Source organism: Pseudomonas sp. B21-059 (genome assembly GCF_026016285.1).
GTDB lineage: Bacteria > Pseudomonadota > Gammaproteobacteria > Pseudomonadales > Pseudomonadaceae > Aquipseudomonas > Aquipseudomonas danubii.
This window is the reverse complement of sequence record NZ_CP087201.1, coordinates 65,183-77,803: the sequence shown is the minus strand read 5'-3', so window position 1 is coordinate 77,803 and position 12,621 is coordinate 65,183. Positions and strand designations below refer to the sequence as shown.

13 protein-coding genes are annotated in these 12,621 nt (G+C 63.1%); 8 read left to right on the top strand and 5 right to left on the bottom strand.

Features of this window, described 5'->3' with window-relative positions; all coding sequences use genetic code 11:
• Nucleotides 1–16: 16 nt before the first annotated feature.
• Entirely contained in the window at nt 17–967 is a 951-nt protein-coding gene (locus LOY69_RS00400; protein WP_110594119.1) for a homoserine kinase, read from the top strand.
• 85 nt (nt 968–1,052) lie between these two features.
• On the opposite strand, the gene LOY69_RS00395 is transcribed toward LOY69_RS00400, so the two are convergent.
• Nucleotides 1,053–1,982: a zinc ABC transporter substrate-binding protein ZnuA gene (locus LOY69_RS00395; RefSeq protein ID WP_110652533.1), complete on the bottom strand. Its 930-nt coding sequence runs from the start codon at nt 1,980–1,982 to the stop codon at nt 1,053–1,055.
• Between the two features lie 57 nt (nt 1,983–2,039).
• On the opposite strand from LOY69_RS00395, the gene zur reads away from it, so the two are divergent.
• Genes zur through LOY69_RS00375 form a run of 4 tightly spaced genes read left to right on the top strand, consistent with a single transcriptional unit; the run spans nt 2,040 to nt 4,845 of the window.
• Nucleotides 2,040–2,522: a zinc uptake transcriptional repressor Zur gene (zur, locus tag LOY69_RS00390; protein WP_060836879.1), complete on the top strand. Its 483-nt coding sequence runs from the start codon at nt 2,040–2,042 to the stop codon at nt 2,520–2,522.
• Entirely contained in the window at nt 2,522–3,307 is a 786-nt protein-coding gene (gene znuC, locus LOY69_RS00385) for a zinc ABC transporter ATP-binding protein ZnuC (protein ID WP_102881444.1), read from the top strand. The genes zur and znuC overlap by 1 nt, the downstream gene beginning before the upstream one ends.
• Nucleotides 3,300–4,088 carry a zinc ABC transporter permease subunit ZnuB gene (gene znuB / locus LOY69_RS00380; RefSeq protein ID WP_102881443.1) on the top strand — a complete coding sequence of 263 codons (789 nt, stop codon included), beginning with the start codon at nt 3,300–3,302 and terminating at the stop codon, nt 4,086–4,088. The genes znuC and znuB overlap by 8 nt, the downstream gene beginning before the upstream one ends.
• Nucleotides 4,089–4,125: 37 nt before the next feature.
• On the top strand, nt 4,126–4,845 hold the full coding sequence (locus LOY69_RS00375) for a PA5502 family lipoprotein (protein ID WP_102881442.1): 720 nt from the start codon (nt 4,126–4,128) through the stop codon (nt 4,843–4,845).
• Between the two features lie 56 nt (nt 4,846–4,901).
• Here the strand turns inward: LOY69_RS00375 and katE are convergent, their stop codons facing one another.
• Nucleotides 4,902–7,040, bottom strand: a complete 2,139-nt coding sequence (gene katE / locus LOY69_RS00370; protein WP_265073986.1) for a catalase HPII — start codon at nt 7,038–7,040, stop codon at nt 4,902–4,904.
• 270 nt (nt 7,041–7,310) lie between these two features.
• On the opposite strand from katE, the gene LOY69_RS00365 reads away from it, so the two are divergent.
• The 3 genes from LOY69_RS00365 (at nt 7,311) to LOY69_RS00355 (ending at nt 9,829) form a co-directional block, all read left to right on the top strand.
• Nucleotides 7,311–8,318: a methionine ABC transporter ATP-binding protein gene (locus tag LOY69_RS00365; protein WP_102862486.1), complete on the top strand. Its 1,008-nt coding sequence runs from the start codon at nt 7,311–7,313 to the stop codon at nt 8,316–8,318.
• The gene (locus tag LOY69_RS00360; protein ID WP_102862485.1) at nt 8,318–8,992 is read left to right on the top strand and encodes a methionine ABC transporter permease; all 675 of its coding nucleotides are present in this window, start codon (nt 8,318–8,320) and stop codon (nt 8,990–8,992) included. The genes LOY69_RS00365 and LOY69_RS00360 overlap by 1 nt, the downstream gene beginning before the upstream one ends.
• Before the next feature lie 63 nt (nt 8,993–9,055).
• Nucleotides 9,056–9,829, top strand: a complete 774-nt coding sequence (locus tag LOY69_RS00355; RefSeq protein WP_102862484.1) for a MetQ/NlpA family ABC transporter substrate-binding protein — start codon at nt 9,056–9,058, stop codon at nt 9,827–9,829.
• A 183-nt stretch (nt 9,830–10,012) separates the two neighbouring features.
• On the opposite strand, the gene LOY69_RS00350 is transcribed toward LOY69_RS00355, so the two are convergent.
• From LOY69_RS00350 to LOY69_RS00340, 3 genes are read right to left on the bottom strand one after another with little or no spacing between them, the layout of a single operon-like run.
• On the bottom strand, nt 10,013–10,648 hold the full coding sequence (locus LOY69_RS00350; RefSeq protein ID WP_102862483.1) for an SCO family protein: 636 nt from the start codon (nt 10,646–10,648) through the stop codon (nt 10,013–10,015).
• Nucleotides 10,645–11,547, bottom strand: coding sequence for a heme o synthase (gene cyoE, locus LOY69_RS00345; RefSeq protein ID WP_102862482.1), 903 nt, complete (start codon nt 11,545–11,547; stop codon nt 10,645–10,647). The genes LOY69_RS00350 and cyoE overlap by 4 nt, the downstream gene beginning before the upstream one ends.
• The gene (locus LOY69_RS00340) at nt 11,535–12,614 is read right to left on the bottom strand and encodes a COX15/CtaA family protein (protein ID WP_265073985.1); all 1,080 of its coding nucleotides are present in this window, start codon (nt 12,612–12,614) and stop codon (nt 11,535–11,537) included. Before LOY69_RS00340 ends, cyoE begins: the two co-directional genes overlap by 13 nt.
• Between the last annotated feature and the right edge of the window lie 7 nt (nt 12,615–12,621).

Here is a 12,621-nt window from a genome sequence, read left to right as displayed (position 1 = left end):
CTGGCAGTTTTTAACCATGTCTGTGTTCACCCCCCTGGCTCGGCCCGAGCTGGAAACCTTTCTCGCCCCTTATGGGCTCGGCCGCCTGCTTGACTTCCAGGGGATCGCCGCTGGTAGCGAAAACACCAACTTCTTCATCAGCCTGGAGCAGGGCGAGTTCGTCCTGACCCTGGTGGAGCGCGGCCCGGTCCAGGAAATGCCGTTCTTCATCGAACTGCTGGACGTGCTGCACCAGGCCGACCTGCCGGTGCCTTATGCACTGCGCACCACAGACGGCGTGGCCCTGCGGGAATTGGCTGGCAAACCGGCGTTGCTGCAACCGCGCCTGGCGGGCAAGCACATCAAGGAAGCCAACGCCCAGCATTGCTCTCAGGTGGGTGAGTTGCTCGGGCATCTGCACGTGGCGACCAAGGACAACATGATCAAACGCAAGACTGATCGTGGCCTGGACTGGATGCAGGAAGAGGGCACCCAGCTATTGTCGCACCTCGATGCTCCCGCTCAAGATCTGCTGCAGCGGGCGCTGGATGAAATCACCGAACAGAAGACCGGGATCCTTGCCTTGCCTCGGGCCAACATCCACGCCGATCTGTTTCGCGACAACGCGATGTTCGAAGGCACCCATCTGACCGGCCTGATCGACTTCTACAACGCTTGCTCGGGGCCGATGCTCTACGACGTGGCCATTGCCTTGAACGACTGGTGCTCCGACGCCGAAGGCGTGATCGACGGACCACGGGCCCGGGCGCTGTTGGGTGCCTATGCGGCGCTGCGGCCATTCACTGCGGCCGAGGCCGAACTCTGGCCGACCATGCTGCGGGTGGCCTGCGTACGCTTCTGGCTGTCACGACTGATTGCCGCCGAGAGTTTCGCCGGCCAGGACGTACTGATTCACGATCCAATGGAGTTCCAGCAGCGTCTGGCACAGCGGCAACAGGTCAGCCTCACGCTGCCGTTCGCCCTGTAAAACTTTTCGCGGGCCAGCCCGCTCCTACAGGTGCACTCTGTAGGAGCGGGCTGGCCCGCGAAAGTCATCCCGCAACAATCCCTGCTTAAAGCTGCTCCAGACAGCCCGCCAGATCGTTCCCCAATTTCTCCAGCACCTGCTCATAGCCCTGAGCGGTCGCGGGCGTATAACCACCCAGCGCATCCAGCTCCGCCAGTTTCACCGGCAAGCCGGCCACCAACGTCTCGGCCAGCCGTGGACGCAGAGGCGGCTCGCTGAACACACAGGTCTTGCCCACCTGCTGCAAGCGCGCGCGCATGGCCGCCACGTGCTGCGCACCCGGCTGCACTTCCGCAGCAACGCTGAACACCCCGGCGTGCTTGAGGCCATAAGCGTCCTCGAAGTAATCGAATGCCTCATGGAACACGAAGTAGGGCTTGCCGGCGATCCCCGCCAGACGAGCCTTCAAACGGGTATCCAGGGCATCCAGACGCTCATTGAATGCTTTCAGGTTGCTCTGGTAACGGGCAGCGTTGACCGGGTCGGCAGCACTCAAGTCCGCAGCGATACGCGTTGCGATCACCCGGGCATTCACCGGCGACAGCCACAGGTGGGCATCCAGGGTCCCCGGGCGATGATCGTGATCATGTTCGTCGGCTTCTTCGGCATGCGAGTGGCTATCTTCGGCGAAATGGCGAAGCTTCATGCCCGGCAGATCCTGCACCGCCACCGAGGGCAGGCTGCGCCCCTTAAGGACCCGCGGCAGAAAACCCTCCATGTCCGGTCCGATCCAGTACAGCAGGTCCACACTCTGCACCTTGCGTACGTCCGACGGACGCAGCGCATAGTTGTGCGGCGACGCACCCGGCGGCAGCAGCACCTCAGGAACCGCAACGCCGTCCTGCACCGCCGCCGCGATCAGTTGCAGCGGCTTGATGCTGGTGAGTACCCGGACTTCGGCCTGGGCCGAGCCGATCGCGAACAAGCTGAAGGTAAAAGCGACAAAAAGGCGAAAAAGTGTGGGCACGATGGACACTCGAAGAGGCGAGAACGGGTAACATAATAACGTCTCTCACAAACCTCGTCGCCGCTCATGCCTAAAACACCCCTTGCCAGCCGTCCACACGACCACTCTCACTGCGTACACAGCGCACTGTCTGAGGCCGACGCCCTGTGCGCACGGCAAGGCCTGCGCCTGACCGCCCTGCGTCGGCGGGTACTGGAGTTGGTGTGGCAAAGCCACAAGCCCCTGGGGGCTTACGACATTCTCGCCGTACTCAGCGAGCAGGACGGTCGTCGCGCCGCCCCGCCAACGGTTTACCGGGCCCTGGATTTCCTCCTGGAAAACGGCCTGGTACACCGCATCGCCTCGCTTAACGCCTTCGTCGGCTGCAACCACCCGGAACACGCGCACCAGGGTCAGTTCCTGATCTGTCGCGAATGCCACGCCGCCATCGAGCTCGAACAGAAATCCATCAGCGACGCCATCATCACCAGCGCCCGCGACGTCGGCTTCGTGGTCGAGGGCCAGACCGTCGAAGTGGTCGGACTCTGCTCGGGCTGCCAGGGGGCTTGATGAGCACTGCGTTGATCCGCCTCGAGCAGGTCGGGGTGACCTTTGCCGGGCAGAACGTCCTGGACAACATCCAGCTCAGCGTCGAGCCCGGGCAGATCGTGACCCTCATCGGCCCCAACGGCGCCGGCAAGACCACCTTGGTGCGCGCCGTACTGGGCCTGCTCAAGCCCGACAGCGGCAGCGTCTGGCGCAAGCCCAAGCTGCGGGTCGGCTACATGCCGCAAAAGCTCCATGTCGACCCGACCCTGCCCCTGTCGGTACTGCGCTTTCTGCGCCTGGTGCCGGGCGTGGATCGCAGCCGAGCCTTGGCAGCCCTCAAGGAAGTCGGCGCCGAGCAGGTGATCGACAGCCCGGTGCAAAGCATTTCCGGCGGCGAAATGCAGCGCGTGCTGCTGGCCCGGGCATTGCTGCGCGAGCCTGAACTGCTGGTGCTCGACGAGCCGGTACAAGGCGTTGACGTCGCCGGCCAGGCCGAGCTCTACAGCCTGATCACCCGCCTGCGGGACCGGCATGGCTGCGGCGTGCTGATGGTCTCCCATGACTTGCATCTGGTAATGAGCACCACCGACCAGGTGGTCTGCCTGAACCGCCACGTCTGCTGCTCGGGCCACCCCGAACAGGTCAGCGGCGATCCCGCCTTCGTCGAACTGTTTGGCAAGAACGCACCAAGCCTGGCGATCTACCACCACCATCACGATCACGCCCATGACCTGCATGGCTCGGTGGTCACCCAGCCCGCCTCGGGCCACCCCCATGTCCACGGAGAAAACTGCAAGCATGGCTGATTTTCTGCTCTACGCCCTGCTCGCAGGTTTGGCCCTGGCGGTGGTTGCCGGCCCCTTGGGGTCCTTCGTGGTCTGGCGGCGCATGGCCTACTTTGGCGACACCCTGTCCCATGCTGCGCTCCTGGGAGTCGCCCTGGGTTTCCTGCTGGATGTCAGCCCCGCCGTGGCCGTCACCGTAGGTTGCCTGTTGCTGGCGGTGCTGCTGGTGACCCTGCAACAACGCCAGCCTCTGGCATCCGACACGCTGCTGGGGATTCTTGCTCCCAGCACCCTGTCCCTGGGCCTGGTGGTACTAAGCTTCATGCATGAAGTGCGAATCGACCTGATGGCCTACCTGTTCGGTGACCTGCTGGCGATCAGCCCGGGCGATCTGGCGTGGATTCTCGGCGGCAGCGCAGCGGTGCTGTTGCTGCTGGTGGCACTGTGGCGGCCCCTGCTGGCAATCACCGTGCACGAGGAGTTGGCCAAGGTCGAAGGCCTGCCCGTGGCTGCGCTGCGCCTGGCGCTGATGCTGTTGATTGCCGTGGTGATTGCGGTGGCGATGAAGATTGTCGGGGTATTGCTGATTACCTCGTTGCTGATCATCCCGGCCGCTGCGGCACAGCGTCACGCCCGTTCGCCGGAGCAGATGGCCCTGGGCGCAAGCCTGCTGGGCATGCTCGCGGTGTGCGGCGGGCTGGCGCTGTCCTGGTTCAAGGACACCCCGGCCGGGCCGTCGATCGTGGTCACGGCCGCCGCATTGTTTCTGCTGAGTTTTGTTCTGCCCCGTCGAGGGGTGTAGACTTGCTCGCTTTTTGCGCAATTAGAGAGTCGCAGGAATGAAGCCGTTCGCCTCCCGTTATCTGCTCCTTGTCGCATTCTCCCTGCTGCTGGGGGCCTGCCAAAGCACGCCACCGGCGACCACCCAGGTCCCCGATGCGCGGGCCTCGGCCATCGCGCAGCTGGAACAAAACATTGCCAGCAGTGAGCTGGCCACCGCTGAAGACCAACTCAGTGCACTGCAGGCACAAACGCCTGACGACCCACAGTTGGTGCAATACCAGCGGCAGATTGCCGAAGCCTATCTGCAGCGCAGCCAGATCGTCCTGCAAAAGGGCGATGTGAATGCCGCGGCCACAGCCCTGAGTCGGGCTCGGGCGCTGATGCCCAAGGCCCCGGCGCTGACCGGTGGGGTCAACAACGCCATCGCCCATGCACGCAAGGCCGAGCTGGACCAGGCCGAAGCCGCCTTGAAGGCTGCCGAAGCGCGCCCAGCGGCCAAGCTGATCGATCCTGCGGCCCAGAGCACCACCATCGCCTTGAACGTCACCGATATCCGCAAGCTGCGTCATCAGCTCGATGCGCTGGCCACCGATGTGGTGAATTATCAGTGCGACGTGAGCATCCAGGTGCCGCGCACCGAGGATTATCCCTGGCTGTCGACCTTGCTCGGCAAGCGGGTGAAGAAGCTCGACCCGGACTTTGAACAGAAGATCAGCCGGCAGATCGTGCGCCATGTACCGGCGCAGATGGTCTTGAGCCCGCGCAAGGCGCAGTAAAGCCTTCGCCGGCAAGCCGGCTCCTATCGGGAGCGGGCTGGTCGGCGAAAGTTTGTTCAGGCCGGGGTTGCCTTGGCCTTTTCCTCTCGATCCCAGACCCGATGCTGCCCAATGGCGGCAAAGAACGCTTTGAGTGCCTTGGCATCTCCTCCAACGATCAAGCCCTTGTCCGCTTCCAGATTGAGCACCGCCAGCAGCTCCCGGGCTTCGCCGTGCAAGGCGATGGCCTTGAGATGTTTGTAGGCCTCCAACAGGTAATGCAGCGCCACACCATTGCCGCTCAGGGTCTTGATCGACTGCGCGCCGCCCGGCACGAACACCGCGTCGAACGCCACTGACGGCAGGCCCTCCATGGAAGCATCCACCGACAGGCGCTTGCCATCCGCGCTGATAACCGGTGCCGAGGTTGGCCCTAACAGCTTGGCGTGCGCCCCTTCAGCCTTGAGAGCCTTCTTCAACGCGTCAATCGCTGCACCATCAACGCCGTTGGCCGCAAGAATCGCCACTTTCCGCGTTTTGATATGACCCGGCAGCAGGTTCGCCTGGCTCAGGGCCGGCGAGCGTGTCAGCGACGTCTTGCGCTCAGCCACAGTGGCCTTCTTCGGCGCCGCCAGGCCCAGGTTCTCGGCCACACGAGCGGCCAGGTGCAGATCGATGTTGGCGAGAATTTCGTTTACCTGCCGCTCACGGATCCACTGCCGCTCGACCTTGCCCAGCTCGAAGCTGTAGGCCGCGATGATGTGTTCCTGCTCGTGCTTGCTCATGCTGTTGAAGAACAGCCGCGCCTGGGAGAAATGATCGCCGAACGACTCGCTGCGCTGGCGGATCTTGTGGGCATCGATGCGCTCGTTATAACTCTCGAAACCACCATCCTGGGCCGCCGGCGGGGTTTCTTTCGGCCAGCCCCCATCAATGGAGTTCGGCTCGTAGGCAGCCCGCCCCCTGTCGATGGTGCTGCGGTGCATGGCGTCACGCTGACCATTGTGCAAAGGGGTCAGCGGTCGGTTGATGGGCAGCTCATGAAAGTTCGGCCCACCCAGGCGACTGATCTGCGTATCGGTGTAGGAAAACAGCCGCCCTTGCAGCAACGGGTCGTTGGAGAAATCGATCCCCGGCACGATGTGCCCCGGGCAGAAGGCGACCTGCTCGGTTTCGGCAAAATAATTGTCGGGGTTGCGGTCGAGCACCATCTTGCCCAGGGGCGTGATCGGCACCAGCTCCTCGGGAATCAGCTTGGTGGGGTCGAGAATGTCGAAGTCGAAGCGGTGCTCGTCTTCTTCGGCGATGATCTGCACGCCGAACTCCCACTCCGGGTAATCGCCGGCCTCGATGGACTCCCACAGGTCACGGCGATGGAAGTCCGTGTCCTTGCCCGCCAGCTTTTGCGCCTCATCCCAGACCAGGGAACAAGTACCGGCGGTGGGCCGCCAGTGAAACTTGACGAAGCTCGAACGCCCCTCGGCGTTGATCAAACGGAAGGTGTGCACGCCAAACCCCTGCATGCTGCGCAGGCTTTTCGGAATGGCCCGGTCGGACATGGCCCAGATCACCATGTGTGCCGACTCCGGCTGCAGGGAGACGAAGTCCCAGAAGGTGTCGTGGGCCGAACCGCCGGTGGGGATTTCGTTATGCGGCTCGGGTTTCACCGCATGCACGAAGTCGGGGAACTTGATGGCGTCCTGGATGAAGAACACCGGCATGTTGTTGCCCACCAGGTCGAAGTTGCCCTCGTCGGTGAAGAACTTCACTGCAAATCCCCGGACATCACGCACGGTATCGCCGGAGCCTCTTGGCCCCTGGACCGTGGAAAAGCGCACGAACACCGGGGTCTTCTTCTGCGGATCGCGCAGGAAACCGGCCTTGGTCAGCGCCGAATGATTGTCGTAGCTCTGGAAGTAGCCATGGGCGCCAACACCCCGGGCGTGGACGATGCGCTCGGGAATCCGCTCATGGTCGAAGTGGGTGATCTTCTCCCGCATGATGAAGTCTTCCAGCAGCGAAGGACCACGAGCGCCCGCCTTGAGGCTGTTCTGGTTGTCAGCGACCTTCACCCCCTGATTGGTCCGCAGGGCCTGGCCCGTGGCGTCGGAGCGGAACGGCTCCAGGCTCTGTAACTTGGTGTTGCTGTTGCCCCGGTCCAGGGTATCGGTCCCGGCCATCTGGCTTTTCGGGGCATTGGGCTTTTTCGTACTCATCAGACAAAAACTCCTCGTTGGCGAAGTCCCTGGCGCGCCGGGGCTTCGTGAACACAGGCCCGCAGGCACGGCACCTGGGGCTTTTCGAGTGGCTTAAGTAGTGACTGACGAGAAACCGCGAGCGTTCCTTTTTTATGACCTTTGATCGCGTTATTGCCAAATGGCAGGATGATTGCGAAATAAATGCTAAGAACCTCTATACGGACAGGCTAAAATGCGCGCCCGGCTAACCGCTGATCCTTTTCTAACGCGCCCCACAAGGTTCGCTACGTGATCGAGTTTCAAAACGTCCATAAAACCTACCGGGTCGCCGGTAAGGATATTCCCGCCCTGCACCCGACCAGTCTTCGGGTCGAGAATGGTCAGGTGTTCGGCCTGATCGGTCATTCCGGCGCGGGCAAAAGCACGCTGCTGCGCCTGATCAACCGCCTGGAAAACCCCAGCGGCGGCACGATCATCGTCGACGGTGAAGAAGTCACCGCGCTGGACGCCAACGGCCTGCGCCGCTTCCGCCAACAGGTCGGGATGATCTTCCAGCACTTCAATCTGCTGTCCTCCAAGACTGTGGCTGACAACGTCGCCTTGCCCCTGACCCTGGCCGGCGAGCTGTCGCGCAGCGACATCGAACGCCGTGTGGCTGAGTTGCTGGAGCGGGTCGGCCTGTCCGACCACGCCAAGAAATACCCGGCACAACTGTCCGGCGGCCAGAAACAGCGCGTCGGCATCGCCCGTGCCCTGGCCACCAAGCCAAAGATCCTGCTGTGCGACGAAGCCACCAGCGCCCTCGATCCGCAGACCACGGCCTCGGTCCTGCAACTGCTGGCCGAGATCAATCGCGAGCTGAACCTGACCATCGTTCTGATCACCCACGAAATGGACGTGATCCGTCGCGTCTGTGACCAAGTGGCGGTCATGGACGCCGGCCAGATCGTCGAACAGGGCTCGGTGGCCGAGGTGTTCCTGCACCCCAAGCACCCGACCACCAAACGCTTCGTCCAGGAAGACGAGCAGATCGACGAGAACGAGCAACGCGACGACTTCGCCCACGTCCCGGGGCGTATCGTGCGCCTGACTTTCCAGGGCGATTCCACCTACGCACCGCTGCTGGGCACTGTGGCCCGGGAGACCGGGGTCGACTACAGCATCCTCGCCGGACGCATCGACCGCATCAAAGACACCCCTTACGGGCAACTGACCCTGGCCATCACCGGCGGTGACATGGAAGCGGCCTTCGCCCGCTTCACCGCGGCGGATGTCCACATGGAGGTGCTGCGCTAATGAGCGGCTTACTGCATTACTTCGACAACGTTGACTGGGCCGATATCGGAGTGGCGACCAGCGACACCATGGTCATGCTCAGCACGTCCCTGGTATTCACCGTACTGGTCGGCCTGCCGCTGGGGGTCTTACTGTTCCTGTGCAGCCCAAGGCAGTTGCTGGAACAGAAAAATGTCTATTCGATCCTGGGCTTTGTGGTCAACGCCATCCGTTCGCTGCCGTTCATCATCCTGCTGATTGTGATGATTCCGACCACTATCCTCATCACGGGCACCTCCCTGGGTGTGGCGGGCGCCATCCCTCCGCTGGTGGTGGGCGCTTCCACCTTCTTCGCGCGCTTGGTAGAAACCGCTCTGCGTGAAGTGGATCGCGGCATTATCGAGGCTACCCAGGCCATGGGCGCCACGACCCGGCAGATCATCATGAACGCCCTGCTGCCCGAAGCCTGCCCCGGTATCATCGCGGCGATCACGGTCACCGCCATCGCCCTGGTCGGCTACACCGCCATGGCCGGTGTCGTGGGTGCAGGCGGCCTCGGTGACCTGGCCATTCGTTATGGTTACCAGCGTTTCCAGGACGATGTGATGGTGGTGACCGTGGTGATGCTGATTGTGTTGGTTCAGGTTCTGCAAACCGTTGGCGATAAGCTGGTGGTGCACTTTTCCCGCAAATAATTGCAATCGCCGGCTCCGGCCGGCAGGCGCCCGGGGTCGGGCGACTTACAAGGAGCTTGTTCGATGAAAAAACTACTCGTCGCTTTCGCAGCCGTTGCCGCGTTCTCCGCGCACGCCGCCGAAACCCTGACCGTGGCCGCCACACCGGTGCCCCACGCCGAGATCCTGGAATTCGTCAAACCGGCCCTGGCCAAAGAAGGCGTGGACCTGAAGGTCAAGGTCTTCACCGACTACGTGCAGCCCAACGTGCAAGTGGCCGAGAAACGCCTGGACGCCAACTTCTTCCAGCACCAGCCATACCTGGATGAGTTCAACAAGGCCAAAGGCACCAAGCTGGTGAGCGTGGCCGGCGTGCACCTGGAACCCCTGGGCGCCTACTCCAGCAAATACAAGCAACTCTCCGAATTGCCAGGCGGCGCCACCGTGGTGATCCCCAACGACGCCACCAACGGCGGTCGCGCCCTGTTGCTGCTGGACAAGGCCGGCCTGATCAAGCTCAAGGATTCCAACAACATCCTGGCCACCATCAAGGACATCACCGAGAACTCCAAGGACCTGAAGTTCCGCGAACTGGAAGCCGCCACCATCCCCCGCGTGCTGACTCAGGTCGACCTGGCCCTGATCAACACCAACTACGCCCTGCAGGCCAAGCTGGACCCTTCCAAGGATGCCCTGGTGATCGAAGGCAAGGATTCGCCTTACGTGAACATCCTGGTCGCCCGTCCTGACGACAAGGACTCGGACGCCATGAAGAAACTGGTCGCCGCCCTGCACAGCCCAGAAGTGAAGCAATTCATTCTCGAGAAGTACAAAGGCGCCGTACTGCCAGCGTTCTGATCGGTTGCAGAAATACAAACGGGGCGCCTTGGGCGCCCCGTTTTGTTTGTAGCCGCTGCCGAAGGCTGCGATAAGGCGCGAAGCGCCTTCCGAGGGCCTCAAGCATGCGTCCTCTTCGAGGCCGATCGCAGCCTGCGGCAGCGGCTACAGGGTTCAGCGGTTCAGCGGTTCAAGCATGCCGCGTTATTGGCGCTGCAACATCACCGGCAATTGGGCCACCAGCTTCTGGTTGTTCAACGGTGCGCGGATAAAGCCACGCTGGTGGCCGTCCGGACCGATCACCGCGAGGTTGCCACTGTGGTCCACGGTGTAGTTGGGCTTGCTGGTGTCCGCCGGAATGAAGGGAATGCTCACCGCGTTGGCCAGTTTCTGCAGGTCTTCCACCGAGGCAGCGGTCAGGCCCTTGAAGTCCTTGTCGAAGTAGCCCAGGTACTGCTTGAGCTGCTGCGGCGTATCGCGGTTGGGGTCGACGCTGACCAGAATCACCTGCAGCTTGTCCACCGCCTCCTTGGGCAGCTCACTCTTGATCTGCCGCAGTTGGGCCAGGGTGGTGGGGCAGATGTCCGGGCAGAAGGTGTAGCCGAAGAACAGCAGCGACCACTTGCCCTTCAACTCATCGATCACCACGGGCTGGCCGTCCTGGTCGAGCATCTTCACCGCAGGCAGGGTACGGCTCTGGGGCAGGAGGATGATACCGGCGTCGATCAATGCGGTGGGATCGCCCTGACCCTTGCCGGACAGTACTTTGTTGACGGTCAGCCCCAGGATCAGGGCCACCAGCGCAACGAGAATAAAGACGGTTTTCTGAGTTCGAGTCATAGGTTCAACAATAGGTAGTGGTCTACGAGCAGGGCGATGAACAGCAGGAACAAGTAGTAAATAGAGTACTTGAAGGTGTTGATCGCCGCGTGCGGCCGAGTGCCACGGTACAGCACCCAGGCCCATTGCAGGAAGCGCCCGCCCAGAAGCAAAGCGCACACCAGGTACAGCACGCCGCTCATGTGGATGGCATAGGGCAGCAGGCTCACCGCCAGCAGGGCAAAGGTATAGAGCAGGATGTGCACCTTGGTGTAGTGCTCACCGTGGGTCACCGGCAGCATCGGGATATCGGCCTTGGCGTATTCCTCCTTGCGATGGATGGCCAGGGCCCAGAAGTGCGGCGGGGTCCAGGCGAAAATGATCAGCACCAGCAGCAGCGGCTCGGCGCTCAAGTGCCCGGTAGCAGCAACCCAGCCCAGCAGCGGCGGCGCCGCACCGGCCAGCCCGCCGATCACGATGTTCTGCGGCGTCGCGCGTTTCAGAAAGCCGGTGTAGACCACCGCGTAGCCCAGCAAGGACGCCAGGGTCAGCCAGGCCGTGAGCGGATTGGTAAACGCCAGCAGCAGCGCTTGCCCGGCCAACGCGAGGCACAGGGCGAACGCCAAGGCCGCCCGGGGTGAAACCCGGCCTTGGGCCAGGGGCCGTTTGTGGGTCCGGGCCATCAGCGCGTCGATGCGTCGGTCCACCACATGGTTCACCGCCGCCGCGCCACCCGCACACAGGGCAATGCCCAGGTTGCCGAACACCAGCACTGTCCACGGCACCCCGGCGCGGGTGGCGAGGAACATGCCCACCAGGGAGGTGATCAGCATCAGCACCACCACCTTGGGTTTGGTCAGCTCCAGGTAATCGCGCCAGATGGCCTGGGGATGCTGACGTTCGCTGATCAGAGTCGCCATGGCATCTCTCCTTTGATGGTGATGGGACCCGCCATCTGTTTGCGCGGGCTGAGACGCCAGCCCAGGGGCAGGCGATCCCGGGCCTGCACCAGGCTGGTACGGGCGTGATAGTTGACCAGCACCAGGGTCAGCAGCAGCGCCGCGCCCCCGGCGTTGTGCGCCACCGCCACCGGCAGTGGCAAATGGAACAGCACGTTGCTGATGCCCAGGCTGACCTGCGCCGCCAGCGCCACCAGCACCAGCCCGGCCAGGCGGGTCATGCCGGTTTGCCGGAGTTGCCAGGCCAGCCCCAGCAACACCAGGGTCACCAGCACCGCGCCGACCCGGTGGGTCATGTGGATGGCGGTGCGGGCGTCACTGTCCAATTGTCCGCCCAGGTAGTTGGGGCCGATGTGCTGGGTCAGGTGAAAGCCGTTGGCGAAATCCATGTTCGGCCACCACTGGCCATGGCAGGTGGGCAGGTCGATGCAGGCCACGGCGGCGTAGTTGGAGCTGACCCAGCCGCCCAGGGCGATCTGCCCGATCACCAGCACCAGCCCGGCCGTTGCCCAGTACTGCAGGCGCCGCGGCACAATCAGCGCCGGCAGCACGCCGGACAAGCGCAAGGTCACCAGGAACAGCAGGCTCAAGGTGGCAAAGCCCCCCAGCAGGTGCGCGGTGACCACTTGCGGCCAGAGCTTGAGGGTGACCGTCCACATGCCGAAGGCCGCCTGGGCAAACACCACCACCATCAGGAACAGCGGCAGCTTCAGGGGCTGCCCGGGATGCCGGCGATGGGTCCAGGCGCGGGCCGCCAGCAGCACGATCAACAGCCCCAGGGTGCCGGCGAAATAGCGGTGGATCATCTCGTTCCAGCCCTTGTGGGCTTCCACCGGGGTGTCGGGAAAATGCAGTTCGGCATGGGCCAGTTGGGCTTCGCTTTTGGGCACGCTGATAAAACCGTAGCAGCCGGGCCAGTCCGGGCAGCCCAGGCCCGCATGGGTCAGCCGGGTGTAGGCGCCCAGCAGCACCACGATCAGAGCCAGCAAAGTGGCAAACAACGCGAGGCGAAATCCAGGTTTGGCCATGACGATG

Excerpts from the sequence above, each read along its gene's own strand:
- LOY69_RS00340 (WP_265073985.1), bottom strand. The coding sequence starts at position 12,614 with ATGGCCAAACCTGGATTTCGCCTCGCGTTGTTTGCCACTTTGCTGGCT.
- zur (WP_060836879.1), top strand. The coding sequence starts at position 2,040 with ATGCCTAAAACACCCCTTGCCAGCCGTCCACACGACCACTCTCACTGC.
- LOY69_RS00400 (WP_110594119.1), top strand. The coding sequence starts at position 17 with ATGTCTGTGTTCACCCCCCTGGCTCGGCCCGAGCTGGAAACCTTTCTC.
- znuB (WP_102881443.1), top strand. The coding sequence starts at position 3,300 with ATGGCTGATTTTCTGCTCTACGCCCTGCTCGCAGGTTTGGCCCTGGCG.
- znuC (WP_102881444.1), top strand. The coding sequence starts at position 2,522 with ATGAGCACTGCGTTGATCCGCCTCGAGCAGGTCGGGGTGACCTTTGCC.
- LOY69_RS00355 (WP_102862484.1), top strand. The coding sequence starts at position 9,056 with ATGAAAAAACTACTCGTCGCTTTCGCAGCCGTTGCCGCGTTCTCCGCG.
- katE (WP_265073986.1), bottom strand. The coding sequence starts at position 7,040 with ATGAGTACGAAAAAGCCCAATGCCCCGAAAAGCCAGATGGCCGGGACC.
- LOY69_RS00360 (WP_102862485.1), top strand. The coding sequence starts at position 8,318 with ATGAGCGGCTTACTGCATTACTTCGACAACGTTGACTGGGCCGATATC.
- LOY69_RS00375 (WP_102881442.1), top strand. The coding sequence starts at position 4,126 with ATGAAGCCGTTCGCCTCCCGTTATCTGCTCCTTGTCGCATTCTCCCTG.
- LOY69_RS00350 (WP_102862483.1), bottom strand. The coding sequence starts at position 10,648 with ATGACTCGAACTCAGAAAACCGTCTTTATTCTCGTTGCGCTGGTGGCC.
- cyoE (WP_102862482.1), bottom strand. The coding sequence starts at position 11,547 with ATGGCGACTCTGATCAGCGAACGTCAGCATCCCCAGGCCATCTGGCGC.